The organism is Streptomyces sp. NPDC047971, from assembly GCF_040653355.1.
Taxonomy (GTDB): domain Bacteria; phylum Actinomycetota; class Actinomycetes; order Streptomycetales; family Streptomycetaceae; genus Streptomyces.
On record NZ_JBEZNW010000008.1, the window covers coordinates 1 to 16,929 of the forward strand.

At 73.9% G+C, this 16,929-nt stretch carries 14 protein-coding genes; 5 read left to right on the forward strand and 9 right to left on the reverse strand.

The window, feature by feature from the left end:
- Positions 1-43: 43 nt before the first annotated feature.
- The 5 genes from AB0D99_RS10275 to AB0D99_RS10295 all read right to left on the reverse strand — a co-directional run bounded on the left by AB0D99_RS10275 (position 44) and on the right by AB0D99_RS10295 (position 5,032).
- Positions 44-1,315: an ABC transporter substrate-binding protein gene (locus AB0D99_RS10275; protein ID WP_362358629.1), complete on the reverse strand. Its 1,272-nt coding sequence runs from the start codon at positions 1,313-1,315 to the stop codon at positions 44-46.
- Positions 1,312-2,421, reverse strand: coding sequence for a branched-chain amino acid ABC transporter permease (locus AB0D99_RS10280; RefSeq protein ID WP_362358631.1), 1,110 nt, complete (start codon positions 2,419-2,421; stop codon positions 1,312-1,314). The genes AB0D99_RS10275 and AB0D99_RS10280 overlap by 4 nt, the downstream gene beginning before the upstream one ends.
- Positions 2,414-3,304, reverse strand: coding sequence for a branched-chain amino acid ABC transporter permease (locus tag AB0D99_RS10285; RefSeq protein ID WP_362358633.1), 891 nt, complete (start codon positions 3,302-3,304; stop codon positions 2,414-2,416). The genes AB0D99_RS10280 and AB0D99_RS10285 overlap by 8 nt, the downstream gene beginning before the upstream one ends.
- The gene (locus tag AB0D99_RS10290; RefSeq protein WP_362358635.1) at positions 3,301-4,134 is read right to left on the reverse strand and encodes an ABC transporter ATP-binding protein; all 834 of its coding nucleotides are present in this window, start codon (positions 4,132-4,134) and stop codon (positions 3,301-3,303) included. Before AB0D99_RS10290 ends, AB0D99_RS10285 begins: the two co-directional genes overlap by 4 nt.
- Before the next feature lie 79 nt (positions 4,135-4,213).
- Positions 4,214-5,032: an ABC transporter ATP-binding protein gene (locus tag AB0D99_RS10295; RefSeq protein WP_362358637.1), complete on the reverse strand. Its 819-nt coding sequence runs from the start codon at positions 5,030-5,032 to the stop codon at positions 4,214-4,216.
- A gap of 181 nt (positions 5,033-5,213) precedes the next feature.
- Between AB0D99_RS10295 and AB0D99_RS10300 the strand changes: the two genes are divergently transcribed.
- On the forward strand, positions 5,214-6,413 hold the full coding sequence (locus AB0D99_RS10300) for a helix-turn-helix domain-containing protein (RefSeq protein WP_362358639.1): 1,200 nt from the start codon (positions 5,214-5,216) through the stop codon (positions 6,411-6,413).
- Positions 6,414-6,562: 149 nt separating this feature from the next.
- Here the strand turns inward: AB0D99_RS10300 and AB0D99_RS10305 are convergent, their stop codons facing one another.
- Positions 6,563-7,717, reverse strand: coding sequence for a glycerate kinase (locus AB0D99_RS10305; RefSeq protein WP_362358641.1), 1,155 nt, complete (start codon positions 7,715-7,717; stop codon positions 6,563-6,565).
- A gap of 168 nt (positions 7,718-7,885) precedes the next feature.
- Between AB0D99_RS10305 and AB0D99_RS10310 the strand changes: the two genes are divergently transcribed.
- The 3 genes from AB0D99_RS10310 to AB0D99_RS10320 all read left to right on the forward strand — a co-directional run bounded on the left by AB0D99_RS10310 (position 7,886) and on the right by AB0D99_RS10320 (position 10,402).
- Entirely contained in the window at positions 7,886-8,959 is a 1,074-nt protein-coding gene (locus tag AB0D99_RS10310) for an ADP-ribosylglycohydrolase family protein (protein WP_362358643.1), read from the forward strand.
- A complete protein-coding gene (locus AB0D99_RS10315; protein ID WP_362358645.1) occupies positions 8,956-9,447 on the forward strand; it encodes an NUDIX hydrolase in 492 nt (163 codons plus the stop codon). Before AB0D99_RS10310 ends, AB0D99_RS10315 begins: the two co-directional genes overlap by 4 nt.
- Before the next feature lie 235 nt (positions 9,448-9,682).
- On the forward strand, positions 9,683-10,402 hold the full coding sequence (locus AB0D99_RS10320) for a Sir2 family NAD-dependent protein deacetylase (RefSeq protein WP_362358647.1): 720 nt from the start codon (positions 9,683-9,685) through the stop codon (positions 10,400-10,402).
- Positions 10,403-10,414: 12 nt separating this feature from the next.
- On the opposite strand, the gene AB0D99_RS10325 is transcribed toward AB0D99_RS10320, so the two are convergent.
- From AB0D99_RS10325 to AB0D99_RS10335, 3 genes are read right to left on the reverse strand one after another with little or no spacing between them, the layout of a single operon-like run.
- Positions 10,415-11,827 (reverse strand): hypothetical protein, encoded by a 1,413-nt coding sequence (locus AB0D99_RS10325; protein ID WP_362358649.1) that lies wholly within the window; start codon positions 11,825-11,827, stop codon positions 10,415-10,417.
- A 47-nt stretch (positions 11,828-11,874) separates the two neighbouring features.
- The gene (locus AB0D99_RS10330; protein WP_362358651.1) at positions 11,875-12,375 is read right to left on the reverse strand and encodes a methylated-DNA--[protein]-cysteine S-methyltransferase; all 501 of its coding nucleotides are present in this window, start codon (positions 12,373-12,375) and stop codon (positions 11,875-11,877) included.
- Between the two features lie 13 nt (positions 12,376-12,388).
- Positions 12,389-13,870 (reverse strand): AlkA N-terminal domain-containing protein, encoded by a 1,482-nt coding sequence (locus tag AB0D99_RS10335; protein WP_362358653.1) that lies wholly within the window; start codon positions 13,868-13,870, stop codon positions 12,389-12,391.
- Between the two features lie 207 nt (positions 13,871-14,077).
- On the opposite strand from AB0D99_RS10335, the gene AB0D99_RS10340 reads away from it, so the two are divergent.
- Positions 14,078-16,846 (forward strand): SpoIIE family protein phosphatase, encoded by a 2,769-nt coding sequence (locus tag AB0D99_RS10340; protein WP_362358655.1) that lies wholly within the window; start codon positions 14,078-14,080, stop codon positions 16,844-16,846.
- Positions 16,847-16,929 lie beyond the last annotated feature (83 nt).

Below are 16,929 nucleotides of genomic sequence, written 5' to 3' on the forward strand. Positions count from 1 at the left end.
CCCCGCCGCGCAATGCGCGGCGGGGCGACGGGGGGTTCCGGGGTCAGCCCACCTTCGGGGTGAAGCCCTGCGCCGCCTCCGAGACCTCCGGCCCGCGGACCGTACGCATGCCGCCGGGGACCGTCTTGTCCGGCTGGAGGATGACCGACTCCCGGGAGGACGGGGCCTTCGGGTCGCTGAAGTCGTGCTTGCCGAAGCCCGCGTCGTAGCTGTTGAGCGTCAGCAGCGCCTTGTCGACGCCCTCACGGGTGAGGTCCTTGGCGTCGCAGGCCTTCTTCAGGGCCTCGCCGAAGACGCTGGCCGCCGTCCATCCGGCGACGATGCCGTTGTCGAGGCTGTCGCTCGGGTACGCGGCCTTGTAGTCGGCGACCAGCTTCTTCGCCGCCGGGGTGTCCGCGCCGATGGGCAGCGACGGGGAGGCGAACCAGTACATCTTCTCCAGCGCGGGACCGGCCTGCGTGCCGAGCAGCTGCGGGGCGAAGGCCGAGTTGTTGCCGATGATCGGCACCAGCAGCTTGGTCGCCGCCGCGACACCGACCAGCGAGGCGGCCTGGCGCGGGCCCGCGCTGATGACGATGCCCTTGACCCCGGCCTGCTTGAGCGCCGCGACCTGCGCCGACATGTCGTTGTCGGTGGGCTTGATCTTCTGCTCGACGACGGTCAGGCCCGCCTTCTCCGCCGCGTACTTCGAGCCGGCCAGGGCGTTCTCGCCGTAGTCGCCCTCGAAGTAGACGTGGCCGAGCTTGTCGCCCGACTTCAGGCCCTTCTCCTTGACCAGGAAGTCGACGGCGTTGATCGTCTCGACGTCGTACGTGGAGCCGAGGACGCGGATGTACGGCGAGCCGAGCAGCGAGGCCGACCACGCCTGCGGCAGCACGAGGCCCTTGTCCTGACCGTCGACGCGCTGCTTCACGGCGGCGACGAACGGGGAGCCGATGAACTGGGTGTAGCCGACCACCTTCGGCTCCAGCTCGGTGTACGCCGACAGCGCCTTCTGCGGGTCGTAGCCGTGGTCACGGACCGTCAGCTCCAACTGGCGGCCGCAGATCCCGCCGGCCGCGTTGACCTGCTTCACGTACAGCTGCTGGGCCTGCGTGACGCTCTTCCCCAGCGTGGCGTACACCCCGGTCATGTCGGTGAGCGCGCCGAGCGCGATGGTCTTGTCGGTGACGCCCGTGCCGGCCTTCACCCCGCCCGCGCCGGTGCCGTTGTCGTCGCCGGTCTTGGCCTTGGAACTGCAGCCGGCGGCGGTCAGCGCGACGAGGGTGGCGAGTGCGGCGGCCGTGGTTCTGGTCGCCTGTCGTCGGTGGGTCATCGTTCCTCCCCAGAGGAGTGCGAGGTCGAGGGTCGTGCGGTTCGCTTGGGTCGCCGGGCGGCCAGCCGGACCAGGCCCCCGGGCAGGAAGAGCACCACCGCGACGACGGCGGCGCCGTAGAGGTAGCGAGCGGCCTCCCCCGGTGCGATCCCGCCCGTCCCGGGGGCGGAGACCAGGGGCAGCGCGTCGCTGTACCGGTTGAGGAGCTGCGGCAGGAGGGAGACGAAGACCCCTCCGACCACCGCGCCGGCGACCGAGCCGAGACCGCCGATGACGATCATGGCCAGGTATTCGAGGGAGAGCAGCATGCCGAAGTACTCCGGCACGGTCCGCTGGAAGACCAGCGCGAGGAGCACGCCCGCCAGACCCGCGTACATGGACGACAGGACGAAGACGGCAGCGCGGTAGCGGGCCACGGGGATGCCCATGACGCCCGCCGCGATCCGGTGGTCCCGGATGGCGTTCATGGCGCGGCCGGGGCGGCCGCGCAGGACCCCGCGGGCGAAGAGGGCGCCCGCGAGGAGGAGGACGAGCCCGAGGTACCAGAGCTTCTCGGCGGCGCCGAACGGCACCTGGGCGACGAGCAGCTCGCTGTCGTCGAAGGTGATCCCGAAGAGGCTGAGAGGTGGCACCGCGCGGCCGTTGAAGCCGCCGGTCAGGTCGTGCGCGTTGAAGAGGACGTGCTGCCCGATGAAGATCAGCGCGAGGGTGGCGATACCGAGGTACGCGCCGCGCAGCCGGCCCGCGATGGGGCTGAAGACGCCGCCCGCGAGTCCGGCGAGGGCGACGGCGAGGACGGCGGCGAGCCAGCCCGGCAGGCCGAACCCGGTGAGGTCGTCCTTCCCGTCGCCGGCGAAGGCGCAGTAGCCGTAGGCGCCGACCGCCAGGAAGAAGGCGTGGCCCATGGAGAGCTGGCCGGTGGCGCCGGTCAGCAGGTTGATGCCGATGGCGCCGATCGCGGCGGCCATGGCGAAGAGCCCGGCCTGGAGCCAGAAGCGGTCCAGGTAGAAGGGGAAGGCGGCGAGGACGAGGCCGGCCGCGGCCCAGCCGTAGACACGGGGGCGGGCGAGCGTGGCGACGCCACGGCGGGGAAGCGCGTCAGACACGGGCCAGCTCCTTCGTGCCGAAGAGTCCGGCGGGGCGGATCAGCAGCACCGCGACCATCACGAGGTACGGGGCGAGGTCGCCGATGCCCCGGCCGAGGAAGGTCAGATCGCCCTGGTAGCCGGTGGCGAGGGACTCGGTGACGCCGACGAGGAGTCCGCCGACGAGGGCGCCGGTGGTGGAGTCGAGGCCGCCGAGGATCGCGGCCGGGAACGCCTTCATCGCGGCGAACGAGGTGCTGCGCTCCAGGCCGGGCGTCGGGAAGACGGTGAGGAAGAGGGCGGCGACGGCGGCGAGTCCGCCGGCCACCGCCCAGGCGCCGAGCGAGACCCGGCCGAGCCGGATCCCCATCAGGGCCGCGGTCTCCTGGTTCTCGGCGGCGGCCCGCATCGCGACCCCCCAGGAGGTGTATCGGAAGGCGAGGAGGAAGGCGGTGATGAGGAGCGCCGCCGCGAGGAAGGCCGCGATCCGGGTCTCGGCGATCGTGACCGGCCCGAAGGTGACGACGGCGTCGCCCCAGGGGTCGCCGAGCGAGAGGATGTCCGTACCGATGCGGCGGGTCAGCTCGGTGGCCAGCAGGATGTCGACGCCGATGGTGACGATGGCGAGGACGCTGTGGTCGGAGCCGCGGTAGCGGCGCATCACGAGGAACTCGACGGCCGCGCCGACCAGGGCCGCGCCACCGATGCCGACGAGCAGCGCCGGCCAGAAGCCGATGTCGTCGTGGAGCACGGCGGTGAAGTAGCCGCCGGCCAGCAGCAACGAGGCGTGGGCGAAGTTGACGACTTCGGTGGCGCGGAAGATCACCACGAAGCCGAGGGCTATGAGGGCGTAGATCGAGCCCAACGAGACGCCGTTGAGCAGGAGTTCGGCGAAGGTGGTCACTCGGCGGTCTCCTCTCCGAGATAGGCGCGGACGACCGCCGGGTCGTTCTGTACGTCGCCGGGGGCGCCGTCGGCGATGCGACGGCCGAAGTCCAGGACGGTGACGGCGTCGGCGAGGCGCATCACCACTCCCATGTCGTGCTCGACGAGGACGATGGAGATCCCGAGGCTGTCCCGGACGCCGGCGATGACGGCGGCGGTCCGGCGCCGCTCGTCGGCGGTCATGCCGGCGACGGGTTCGTCGAGGAGGAGCAGCTTCGGCTCCATGCAGAGGGCGCGGGCCAGCTCGGCCAGCTTCTGCTGCCCGTACGGCAGCGACCCGGCGGGGTGGGCGAGCTGCTTCTCCAGGCCGACGAAGGCCGCGATCTCACGGACCCTGGCGCGGTGGCGGGCGTCCTCGCGGGCGGCGGCGGGCAGCCGGAGCCCGGCGGCCACGAAGCCGGTCCGGGTGAGCCGGTGGCGGCCCAGCATCAGGCTGTCCTCGACGGTGGCGCGGGGCGGCAGCGCCAGGTTCTGGAAGATGCGGGCGACACCGAGGTCGGCGATCTTGTGCGGCGGCAGGGCGGTGAGCTCGTGCTCGCCGAACCGGACACTGCCCGATGTCGCCCGGTAGACCCCGGAGAGCACGTTGAAGCAGGTGGACTTGCCGGCGCCGTTGGGGCCGATGACGGCGTGGACGGTGCCGGGGCGGACGGTGAAGCCGACGGAGTCGAGGGCGGTGAGCCCGGCGAAGCGGACGGTGAGGTCGCGGACGTCGAGGGCGGGGACGGCCACGGCGGGTGTCCGGTCCGCCTCGGCGGACGCCTCGCCGGGAGGCGGCAGCTGGCTCATCGGTTCTCCCCGGGGGACGGCTGCGGACGGCGGGCTGCGGCGCGCGGTGTGCGGCGGACCGGGGGCGGGGCGGGCGACGTCATCGGCCGTCCTCCCAGCGGGCCAGGACCGGGTGGGTGGCCGCGGCGCCCGCCGCGTCGGCGGCGGCGTCCTCGTCCACGACACCGAGGTAGCGGCGGCGGACCTCGTCGGAGGCGGCGAGCTCGGCGGCCGGGCCGGAGAGCGTGACCTCGCCGACCTCCAGGACGTACGCCCGTGAGGCGAGCCGCAGCGCGAGCGCCGCGTTCTGCTCGACGAGCAGCACGGCCGTGCCCTGGGCGTTGATCTCGCGGATGGTGTCGGCGATCCGGGCGGCCATGAGCGGCGCGAGGCCCAGCGAGGGCTCGTCCAGGAGCAGCAGTCCGGGCGAGGCCATCAGCGCGCGGCCGACGGCCAGCATCTGCTGCTCGCCGCCGGAGAGCAGTCCGGCGCGCTGGTGGGCGCGCTCGGCGAGGACGGGGAAGAGTTCGTGGACCCGTTTCAGGGCCGCCGCCTTCGCCGCGCGGTCTCCCGCCGCGCCGAGCGCGCCCGCCCGCAGGTTGTCCTCGACGGTCATCCGGGCGAAGACCTGACGGCCTTCCGGCACCTGGGAGACCCCGGCGGCCACGATCCGGTCGGGCGCGAGCCCGTCGATCGCGCGGCCGCCGAGGCGTACGGTGCCGGAGGTGACGGCTCCGCCGTGGAACGGCAGCGTGCGCGAGATCGCCCGCAGCAGCGTGGACTTGCCCGCGCCGTTGCCGCCGAGGACGGTGACGACGCTGCCCTCCGGCACGGCGAGCGACACCTGCCGCAGAGCGCGTACCGGTCCGTATCCCGCCGACAGGTCCGCCACCTCGAGGGCGAGTGCGGTACCTCCCATGGTTCCCCTTCCGTGGGCCCGTTCAGTGGCGCTCACCCCAACACCGCCCGGGGCGGCGCGTCCACGTGCGGCGGCCGAAACGCTGCCGGTGACCAGCGGGCGCGGCAGTGGGTTGTGCACGCGCACAACACCGCGTGTCAGGGGCCTGTCGGGAAGGGGTACGGGGTGGCATCCTCCGGGCATGGGACGGCGCAGACCGCGGACCGGCGATGACTGGAAGCTGCTGGCGGAGGCGTGTACGGCGCTTCTGGAGCGGCTGCCCGAGCTGGTGGACGAGCATCTGAGGGAGTTGCACGCGTACGAGCCGGCGTACGGCCGGATCGTGCCGTACGACCAGCACTGGCAGGAGGCCCATGAGGCGATGCGGATCGGGATCGAGATGATCTCGGCGCCCCGGGACTCGCCGCGGCGGGATCTGGAGCACGCGGACGAGATGGGGCGGCGGCGCGCCGAGCAGGGGATGCCGGTGGAGCTGCTGGTGCATGCCTACCGGCAGGCCGGGCATCTGGTGTGGGACGCGCTGATCGAGGACGCGTCGTCGTTCCCGCCGAGGCTGGCCGCGTTGACGCAGTCGGCGACGATCGTGTGGTCGGCGGTGGACGCGCAGGCGGACACGGCGTCGGAGGCGTACCGGTCGACGGAGCTGGAGCTGCGGCGCCGCACGGACGAGCAGCTCCAGGCGCTCCTGGACGCCCTGCTTCAGGGGCAGCGGTCGCCGGAGGTGACGTCACGGGCGGCGGCGGGCCTGGACCTGCCGGAGCACGGGCGGTACGCGGTGGTGGTGCTGCGCCATGACCGCCGGGAGGTGCCGGAACCGTTTCACCGGCGGGTGCAGGGGGCCGGGGTGCGGTTCCTGTGGCGGATGGGGGCGGACTGCGAGTTCGGGGTGGTGTCGCTGGCCGAGGGCACGGGTCTGGACGCGCTGTCGGAGCTCCTGGAGGGGCGCTGCCCGGGGCCCGGCGGGATCAGTCCGGTGGTCGCGGGTCTGTCGGAGCTGGGCCGGGCGCGGCGCCTCGCGGAGCTGGCGCTGCGGACGTGTCCGCCCGGTTCCCACCAGGTCGTGCGGCTGGACCGCCGGATGGGCGGGGCGCTGGTGGTGGGTCAGCCGGAGCTGGCGGGGCTGCTGGTCACGGATGTGCTGGGCGGGCTGCTGGAGCTGGATCCGGCGGACCGGGCCGTCCTGCTGGAGACCCTGGACGTCTGGCTGGACTGCGAGGGTTCGGCGGGGCGGGCGGCGGGGCGTCTCTACTGCCACCGGAACACGGTCTTCAACCGGCTGCGCCGCCTGGAACAGCTGACGTCGAGGTCCTTGTCCCGTCCGCGGGACCTGACGGAGATGACCTTGGCCCTGGACGCGTTCCGCCTGACGGCGGCGGGGTGAGGGGCGGGGGTTTCGGGGGCTGGGCCCCTGTGACGACGGCGGCTTCGTCCGTGGCGCCCGACCCGGCGCCGGCTCCGGGGAGTCGGCGTTCGCCGGGTGTCCCGCCCGGGGCGGGGGCGGGAGGCTTCGGCCTCCGGCCCCCGCACCGGCTACGCGAGGAAGTCGCGTGCGATGTTCGCCGCCACCTGCTCCAGGAGCGGGCCCGCGTTCGCGATGCACTTCGCGGTGTCCGGCTCCAGGTCCGTGAGGGGGTAGGCGCGACGGATGCCGGCATTGCCGAGGGTCGCGGGCGCGAGGGCCAGACGGCCGCAGACCGCGACGACCTCCTTGCCGGCCGCCCGGGCCGCCGCCGCGACGCCCGCCGGGGCCTTGCCGTGCAGGGTCTGCTCGTCGAGCGAGCCCTCGCCCGTGATGACGAGCGTGGCCCGCTCCAGGGCCGGGGCGAAGCCCAGGACGTCGAGCATGAGCTCGATGCCGGGGCGGAAGCTCGCGTCGAGGCCGACGAGCGCCCCGTACCCGATACCGCCGGCGCCGCCCGCGCCGGGCGCGACCGCGCACTCCGCGGCCTTGGGGCCGATCGCCTTCTCCAGGACGGTCACGAAGTGCGCGAGCGCCGCGTCCAGGGTCTCGACGTCCTCGGGGGACGCGCCCTTCTGCGGGCCGTACACGGCCGGGGCGCCCTTCGGGCCGGTCAGCGGGTTGTCGACGTCGCTGGCCAGGATCAGGTCCACCGAGGCGAAGCGCGGGTCGAGGCCGGACAGGTCGGCGGAGGCGAGCGATGCCAGCGCCGCTCCCCCCGGGCCCACCGGCGCGCCCTGCGCGTCCAGGAAGACCGCGCCGAGGGCGGCGAGCATGCCCGCGCCGCCGTCCGTCGTCGCGCTGCCGCCGACGCCGAAGACGATCGTCGTCGCGCCCGCGTCCAGCGCGGCGCGCAACAGCTCTCCGGAGCCGTACGTCGTCGACGTGAGGGGCGCGAAGACGCCCGTCGGGAGCAGCTGGAGGCCCGATGCCTCCGCCATCTCCACGACGGCCGTGGTGCCGCGCAGCGCGAACGCCGCCGTCACGGGGTCGCCGACGGGGCCGGTGACCCGGACCTCACGGCGTTCGAAACCGGCCGCCACAGCGGCCGCGACCGTACCGTCGCCGCCGTCCGCAACCGGCAGGGTCTCCACTTCCAGCTCCGGGACGACCCGTCGCAGACCTGCTGTGACCCGCTCCGCGACCTGTACGGCCGTGAGCGAGCCCTTGAACTTGTCGGCCGCGACGAGTACGCGTGCGACCTCAGTTACTGCTCCGTCCGTCACCTTGCATCCCTTGCTTTCGAACGTGCAGTCGCGCCGAGGCGACCCTATCCGGACCCCCCGACCCCGTGCCACCCCCTGATAAGACGATATTCCGCACGATAAGGGTGCTATCCGAGCGCCCGGACGCGTCGGCGCGCGCCGCGACGGGGGATTCGGTACACCGGACGTATGGCGCTCACGCACGACGAACTCGCCGACCGCGTCCTCGGCGGCTGGACGGGACGGATCGCCGGGAACATGCTCGGCAAGCCGGTCGAGCGCGGCGATCACTGGACGCGCGAGCACATCGACCGGTACCTGCGGCTCACGGACGCGCTCCCGCTCACCGACTACCTGCCGCCACCGCCGGAGGACGCCCTGGCCGCGGGGTTCGAGCTGCGGCCCGAGTGGCCGCGGTGCGTGCGCGGGCGGATCGACGGGAGCTGCCGGGACGACGACGTCGACTACTCGATCCTCGGTCTGCACCTCCTGGAGACCCACGGCTTCGGCTTCACCACGGAGCAGGTGGGCGAACTCTGGCTGCTGCGCCTGCCCTATCTGCAGACCTTCACCGCCGAGCGGACCGCCTACCGCAACCTCGCCAACGGTCTGAAGCCGCCGCTCACCGCGACGTACGACAATCCGTACCAGGAGTGGATCGGCGCGCTGATCAGGGCGGACGTCCACGGCTGGACCTGCCCGGGCGACCCCCGCCGGGCCGCCTCCCTGGCCCGGCGGGACGCGGTGCTGTCGCACACCGGCAACGGGGTGTACGGCGCGGTCTGGGCGGCGGCCCTGATCGCCGCCGCCTTCACGGCGCCGGACGCGCGCGGGGCTCTGGAGACGGCGCTGGAGCGGATCCCGGCGAGCAGTCGCCTCGCCCGGACGGTGCGGCACACGATCGCCCTGCACGCGTCGGGAACGGAGTGGTCCGACGCCCTCGACGAACTCGCGGCGGAGACCGCCGGCCTGGGCTGGATCCACACCGTCCCCAACGCGGCGGTGCTGACGGCCGGGCTGCTGTACGGCGGCGGCGACTTCACCACGACCCTCGCCCTGACGGTCCGCGGCGGGCTGGACACCGACTCGAACGGGGCGACGGCGGGCTCGGTGGCCGGGGTGATGTGCGGGGCCGCCGCGATCCCGCCGCAGTGGTCGGAACCGCTGCGGGACCGGGTGCGCAGCGCGGTGTTCGGCTTCGACGGGGTGCGGATCAGCGAGTTGGCCGAGCGGACGCTGCGGCTGGCTACGCTGACGGCATGACGACGACCGACTACACCGCGTACATCGCCACCCTGCCGCGTGTCCTCGCCGGCGCGGCCGCGCTCTTCCGGGACGCGGCGGGACGCGTCCTGATCGTCGAGCCGAACTACCGCGAGGGGTGGGCGCTGCCGGGCGGCACGATCGAGTCCGACGCGGGCGAGACGCCCCGCCAGGCGGCGCGCCGCGAGACGGCCGAGGAGATCGGCCTGGACGTGGAGCTCGGCGCGCTGCTCGTGGTCGACTGGTCGCACGGCCCGGACAGGCCGCCGATCGTGGCGTATCTGTACGACGGCGGGGTGCTGTCGGACGAGGGTTTCGCCGGGATCCGCCTCCAGGAGGAGGAGCTGCTCTCCTGGAAGCTGATCACCCGGGACGAGGTCACCGCCCATCTCCAGGGAAGCCTGGGCCTGCGCGTCCTCGCCGGTCTGGACGTCCTCGCGACCGGCCGGGGCCCGGCGGAGCTGGAGAACGGCCGGGCACCGCGCTGACGGAGCCGCCGCGCCTCGTGGACGGAGCCGCGGGGCCGGGCGCTGCCCTCGGCACCCGGGGCCGCGTGCGGCATCCGAGGGCGCGTGGCGGCACCCGGCTTCGCGACCGTGGGCGGGGCCGCCCGCGGGGCCGTCGCCGCGACCCGGGTCGGGCGCCCGGCAGCCCCCGCCCAGCGGCCGGCGGCCGGCCGAAATCCGTTCGCGGGAGGCGCGCCGGCCTGCCTACGCTCGCGGTATGACCATGGTCGCGATTCTCAGCGGGGCAGGGATCTCCACGGACTCCGGCATCCCGGACTACCGGGGGCCCAACGGGGTGTGGACGCGTGATCCGGAGGCCGAGAAGCTCGCCACGTACGACCACTACATGGCCGACCCGGAGATCCGGCGCCGGGCGTGGCGGATGCGTCTCGACGGGCCGGTGCTGCGCGCCGAGCCGAACGCGGCGCACCGGGCGGTCGCCGCGTTCGAGCGGACCGGGAACGCGCTGCGGGTCATCACGCAGAACGTCGACGGGCTGCACCAGATCGCCGGAGTGCCGGAGCGCAAGGTCCTCGAACTCCATGGTTCGGCGCGGTCGGTGGTCTGCACCGGATGCCACGACCGCTCGTCGATGGCCGGGGCGCTGGAGCGGGTGAAGGCGGGCGAGGACGACCCGAGGTGTCTGCGCTGCGGGGGCGTCCTGAAGTCGGCGACCGTGATGTTCGGTCAGCGCCTCGACCCCGTGGTGCTGGGCGAGGCGATGTCGATCGCGAAGGCGACCGAGGTGTTCATCGCGGTCGGTACGAGCCTCCAGGTCCAGCCGGCGGCCTCCCTCGCGGGGGTCGCCGCCGAGCACGGAGCCCGGCTGATCATCGTGAACGCCGAGCCCACTCGGTACGACGAGCTCGCCGACGAGATCGTCCGCGAGCCGATCGGGACCTCGCTGCCGGCCCTGCTGACCCGTCTCGGTTCCTGACCCGGCTCCTCGCTACCGCGGCAGCCCGGCCACCGCCCATTTCGCCCGCGCGGACAGCGGACCGAGCGCCTTCGCCGTCGGCTTGGCGACCCTCGCCAGGAGGGCTCGCGCGTGCGCCATCGTGGTCTTCGCGAGCTCCGCGTCACCCGCCTCGACGGCGGCGAGCGTCAGCTCCAGGTGCTGTTCCGTGATCAGCCCGGTCACGCGCCGGCGGTGCCATTCGGTGGCGTCGGAGCCGACCGCCGCCCTGGCCCGTTCCAACGCCCGCCCGGCCGCCGCGAGATCCCCCTTGCGGCGCTCCAGGCGGGCGAGGACGTACGCCTCCGTGGCGCGCCCCCGGACCGTGTCCTGGAGCGAGAGGAGGCAGAACTGGGCGCGGGCCGCCTGCGCGTGGTCGCCGAGGCTCTCCAGGGCGCGGCTCAGCGCCCGGAGCCGGTCCTCGTCCGGGCCCGTGTCGTCGAGCATCCGGATCAGGGCGACGCGGGCGTGCTCGACGCGCCCCTGGCGCCGGGCCAGCTCGATCCAGGTGAACTCGCCGTCCTCGGCGGTACCGGCGCGGGCCCACTCCACGGCTCCCGCGCTGTCGGTGACCTCCCCGTGGGTGGCCGCCCGCAGGAGCGGCACGTCCTCGGCCCTGCCGTGCTCCGCGACCAGCGTCGCGGCCAGCCGCCGCTCCCGGTACCAGTCGGTCCGCTCCGCGTTCTCGCGCTCCAGCAGGAAGCGCAGCAGCGGCAGGTCGCCCTCCCTCCGGTCGTGCCGGGCCGCCCACAGCACACCCGCGCGCAGCACCGGGTCGGCGGCCACCTCCTGTCGCCTGCCGAGGTCTCCGGAGCGCAGCCCCTCAAGCGCCTCCCGGCCCGGCGCGAGGACGGTGTCACGCAGGGGCTGCCGGTACGCCTCGTGCAGGTGGTACGCGCGCAACTCGACGGAGTTGAGCAGGAGGTGGTCCGGCTCGGTGCGCCGGGCGGCCGACTCGGACCGGTCGACGAGTTCGGCCAGCGGCCTGCGCGGGAGCCCGAGACCGCTGATCAACCGCGCGCGCAGGGAGTCCAGTTCGGCGGCGAAGCCCTCGTGCGTCTCCTCGTCCGCCGCCCGGATCTCGGCGAGGAGCTCTTCCTCGCCGAGATCGGCGGAGAGGGTCTCGCACCACCAGGGCAGCCGGATCCGCATCTCCAGCGCCTCGCCGACGCTGTCGGCGAAGAGCACGGCGCTGCCCTCGGAGGAGGCGTAGAGCACGGCCGTGCCGCCGCTCAGGAAGTACGTGCCGCCCGTGTCGTCACCGGCGATCGGCTCCAACGACGCGCCGGACGCCAGGTGCACCGCCTCGACGTGGTCGGCCCGCTCCACGTCGAAGTTGAAGGGGAACGCGGCCAGTTCGGCCAGATCGGGGCGGCTGCGCAAGAGGTCCAGGACGCGGTCGGTCATGTGACCGCACCCTAACGGCCCGGGCCGACACCTCCCGCAGGGGTGGTTCAGAACAGCGCGCCCGGCTCCGCGGCACCCGACTCGAAGTCCAGCAGCCGCTGCTTGCGGTCGAGCCCGCCGCCGTATCCGGTGAGGGAGCCGCCCGAGCCGATCACCCGGTGGCAGGGGACGACGATGCCGACGGGGTTCTTGCCGTTGGCGAGGCCGACGGCGCGTGCGGCGCCGGGGCTGCCGAGGGCCTCGGCCAGCTCGCCGTAGGTGCGTGTCTCGCCGTACGGGATCAGGGTCAGCTGCTCCCACACCCGCAGCTGGAACGGTGTGCCGATCAGTTTCAACGGCAGCTCGAACTCGGTCAGTTCACCGGCGAAGTAGGCGTCGAGCTGGCGGATCGCCTCGCCGAAGGGGCGCGGGTCGGGCTCGCCGAAGGTCTCCTCGGCGGGTCGGTGGCGCTGGCCGGTCATGTGGAGCCGGCTGAGGACGCCGTCGACGGCGACCAGGGTCAGGGCGTCGTAGGGGCTGTCGACGACGGTGTGCTGGACGGTGGGCATGGCGTGCGTCTCCTCAGGCGGGGAGGTCGTTGATCGGATGGCTGTCGGTGGCCCAGAGGTACTGGACGGCGTACGCCCGCCAGGGCCGCCACCGCGCGGCGCGGGCGGTCAGCGCGGCCGGGGTGGCGGGCAGGCCGAGGCCCTCGGCGGCGCGTCGGACCCCGAGGTCGCCGGGGAGGAAGGCGTCGGGGTCGCCCAGGGCCCGCATCGCGATGACCTCGGTGGTCCAGGGACCGAAGCCGGGCAGCGCGAGGAGCCGGGCGCGGGCCTCGTCCCAGTCCGTGGCCGGACCGAGGCTCAGGGTGCCCTCGGCGAGGGCCTCGACGAGGGTGAGGAGGGTGGTGCGGCGGCTGCGGGGCAGCGCCAGGGTCTCGGGGTCGAGTCCGGCGAGCGCCTCCGGGGTCGGGAAGAGGTGGGTGAGGCCGCCCTCGGGGTCCTCGACGGGAGCGCCGTGCGCCGCGACGAGCCGGGCCGCGTGGGTGCGGGCGGCGGCCGTGGAGACCTGCTGTCCGAGCACGGCCCGTACGGCGAACTCGGCGGCGTCCACGGTCCGCGGCACACGTCGGCCGGGTGCCCGCCGGACCAGCGGGGCCAGCAGCGGATCCGCGCACAGCTGCTCGTCGACGGCGACCGGGTCGGCGTCGAGGTCGAGCATCCAGCGGCAGCGGCTGATGGCGTGGGTGAGGTCGCGCGGGTCGGTGAGGGAGAGCCGGCAGGCGATGTGGTCGGGCCGGGGCGTGAGGCCGACGATGCCGTGGCCGTGCGGGAGCGTCAGGGTCCGCCGGTAGGCGCCGTCGCGCCATTCCTCCACGCCCGGGACGGCCGTCGCCGCCAGATGACCGAAGAGGTTGGAGGGGTTGAGGGGTGCCCGGTACGGCAGCCGCAGCGCGATCACGCCGGGGGTGCGGGGTGCGTCCGCGGTGCCCCGCGCCCGCGCGGCCCGGGCGCGCAGTTCCCCGGGGGCGAGGGCGAAGACCTCGCGGACGGTGTCGTTGAAGGTGCGGATGGAGGCGAAGCCGGCGGCGAAGGCGATCTCGGCCATGGGCATCGGGGTCGTCTCGATGAGCAGCCGGGCGGTCTGGGCACGCTGGGCGCGGGCCAGGGCGAGCGGTCCCGCGCCCAGCTCGGCGAGGAGCTGGCGTTCGATCTGGCGGGTGGACCAGCCGAGCCGGGCCGCGAGCCCGGGAACGCCCTCGCGGTCCACGACACCGTCCTGGATGAGCCGCATGGCCCGGGCGACGGCGTCGGCCCGGACGTTCCATTCGGGCGAACCGGGGCTGGTGTCGGGGCGGCAGCGTTTGCAGGCCCGGAAGCCGGCGCGCTGGCAGGAGGCGGCGCTGGGGTGGAAGACCATGTTCTCGGCCTTGGGCGGCACCACCGGGCAGCTGGGGCGGCAGTAGATCCGCGTGGTCAGGACGGCGGTGAAGAACACGCCGTCGAAGCGGGCGTCCTTCGAGCGGACCGCCCGTACGCAGCGCTCGGTGTCGGTATGCATGTCTCCAGGATCGGGGATGCCCCGCACGGTCGGCTGGCGAGAAAACGACATGGACGTCCGCTGCGCGGACCGTGCTCCGACTGCCCCACCGCACGCCTCCTCGTGTCGATATCCCGCCCCGGCAGGAGCAGCATGGAAGGGAAACCGAGGAAGTGGACGGGTGACAGACGAATCAGTGACGACAGCCGGACCTCCGAGAAGCACCCCATGAGCGGGCGTCTTGGCCGCCAGCCCAAGGGGCTGGAGCTGCGCAGCGTCGCCGGGCAGGTGTTCGCCCTGCAGGCGATCATCGTCGTGCTCCTGGTGACCGCAGGGACACTGGCCGTCTTCTTCCAGGCCCGGTACGACACGGAGCGTGACGCGCGCAACCGTTCGCTGGCCGCGGCGGAGGCGTTCGCCCACGCGCCGGGTCTCGTCGACTCCCTGCAGGCGCCCGATCCCACCGCCCTGCTGCAGGCGCGGGCCGAGGCCGCCCGGACGGCCTCGGGGCTGGACTTCCTCGCCGTGATGACGCCCGACGGGATCCGCTACACGGACTCCCGCCCGGAGCTGATCGGACAGCGCGCCACCGGCGACATCGCGAGGGCCAGGGCCGGTGAGTCGTTCACGGAGATCTTCACCGGCGAGCCGACGGACGCGGTCCGGGCGATCGTCCCGGTGCGGACGGAGGACGGGGACATCGTCGGTCTGGTGGGGGCGGGTGTCGAGATCCAGAACGTCGGCAACGTGGTGGAGGACCAGCTGCCGCTGCTCTTCGGCACGGCGGCGGGGGCGCTGCTGCTGGCGGTCGGCGGGGCCGCGCTGGTGAGCCGGCGACTGCGCCGGCAGACCCACGGGCTGGGCCCGCTGGAGATGACCCGGATCAACGAGCACCACGAGGCCGTGCTGCACGCGGTGCGCGAGGGTGTGATGATCATCGACGCGGACCGCCGGCTGCTGCTCGCCAACGACGAGGCGCGCCGCCTGCTCGACCTCGGCCCCGAGGCGGAGCAGCGGCATGTGACGGAGCTGGGGCTGGACCCCCGTACCGCCGCGCTGCTCTCCTCCGGGCGGGTCGTGACCGACGAGGTGATTCTGGCGGGCGACCGGCTGCTCGCCGTCAACGTACGCCCCACGGAGCCGTACCGGGGGCGGCCGACGGGGACCGTGATGACCCTGCGGGACTCGACCGAACTCAGCACGGTCTCGGGCCGCGCCGAGGTGGCCCGGGGCCGACTGCAGCTGCTGTACGAGGCGGGGGTGCGGATCGGGACGACGCTGGATGTCGTACGGACCGCGGAGGAGCTGACGGAGGTGGCCGTCCCGCGCTTCGCGGACTTCGTCACCGTGGAGCTGCTGGAGCCGGTGCTGCGCGGCGAGGAGCCGTCGGGGGCGTTCACCGAGATGCGTCGTACGGCGTTGAACGGCACCCGTGCGGAACATCCCTTCCAGCCGGTGGGGGACGTGATCAGGTTCGTCGTGCCGACCACCCCGATGGCGCGGGCGCTCGACGCCGGTCACGCGGTGCTGGTGGGCGACCTGACCACGGCCGACGGCTGGCAGGCCCAGGACCCCGAGGGTGCGACGGACGCCCTCACGTACGGGCTGCACTCGCTCGTGGCCGTGCCGCTGCTGGCCCGGGGCGTCGTCCTGGGTATGGCCAACTTCTGGCGGGCCGAGACGGAGGAGGCGTTCGGGGAGGAGGACCTGACGTTCGCGGAGGAGCTGACCGCGCGGGCCGCGGTCTCGATCGACAACGCTCGCCGGTTCACCCGTGAGCATGCGATGGCGGTGACGCTCCAGCGCAGTCTGCTCCCCCGGGTCCTGCCCGAGCTGTCGGCGGTCGACGTGGCCTACCGCTACCTTCCGGCGAAGGCCGGCGTCGGCGGCGACTGGTTCGACGTGATCCCGCTGCCGGGTGCCCGGGTGGCGCTGGTCGTCGGCGATGTCGTCGGGCACGGTCTGCATGCCGCGGCGTCGATGGGCCGGCTGCGCACGGCGGTGCACAACTTCTCCACCCTGGACCTGCCGCCCGACGAGCTCCTCGGACACCTCGACGAGTTGATCGACCGGATCGACCGGCCCGACACCGGCGAAGGGGAGCAGGAGGGCGACGCCCGTGCGGGCGACCCCGGGGACGAGGAGGACGGGGGCAACGAGCGGATGACCGGCGCCACCTGCCTGTACGTCGTCTACGATCCCGCGAGCGGGCGCTGCACCATGGCCCGGGCGGGGCATCCGGGGCCGGCGCTGGTGCACGTCGACGGCCGGGTCGAGTTCCCCGAGGTGCCCGCCGGGCTGCCGCTGGGCGTGGGCGGGATGCCGTTCGAGGCGACCGAGCTGCAACTGCCGGAGGGAAGCCGGCTGGTGCTGTTCACGGACGGCCTTCTGGAGGGTCGGGACCGGGACTTCGACACGGGGCTCGGGATGATGTGCGGGGCGCTGGCCACGACGGGGCGCAGTCCGGAGCAGGCATGCGCCGACGTCCTGGCCGAGCTGCTCGTACCCGCTCCGGACGACGACATCGTGCTGCTGGTCGCCGACACCCGGCGTCTGGAGGCGGACCGGATCGCGGAGTGGGACGTGCCCGCCGACCCGGCCGAGGTCTCCCGGGTGCGCAACGCGGGCGCCGCGCAGCTGGAGGCCTGGGAACTGGGCTCGCTCGCGTTCACCGCCGAACTCATCCTCAGCGAGCTCATCACGAACGCCATCCGGTACGGCGCCGAGCCCATCCGGGTCCGGCTGCTCCGCGACCGCCGGCTGATCTGCGAGATCTCCGACGGCAGCAGCACCGCCCCGCATCTGCGCTACGCGGCCACCACCGACGAGGGCGGTCGTGGGCTGTTCCTCGTCGCCCAGTTCGCCAAGCGCTGGGGCACCCGCTACACGGATCGCGGCAAGGTCATCTGGGCGGAGCTGCCCCTGAACACCCGCGACGCGGAGCTGCCGGGGATGCCGGCGCCGGACCTCGACGCGCTGGAGGACCTGGCCTGGTGAGCCGGGGCGGCAGCGGCGGGCCGCCGGGACGGTGTCCGGCCGTCACCGCGGGGGCATGGGTCGACCGTCACCGCGGGGCGTGA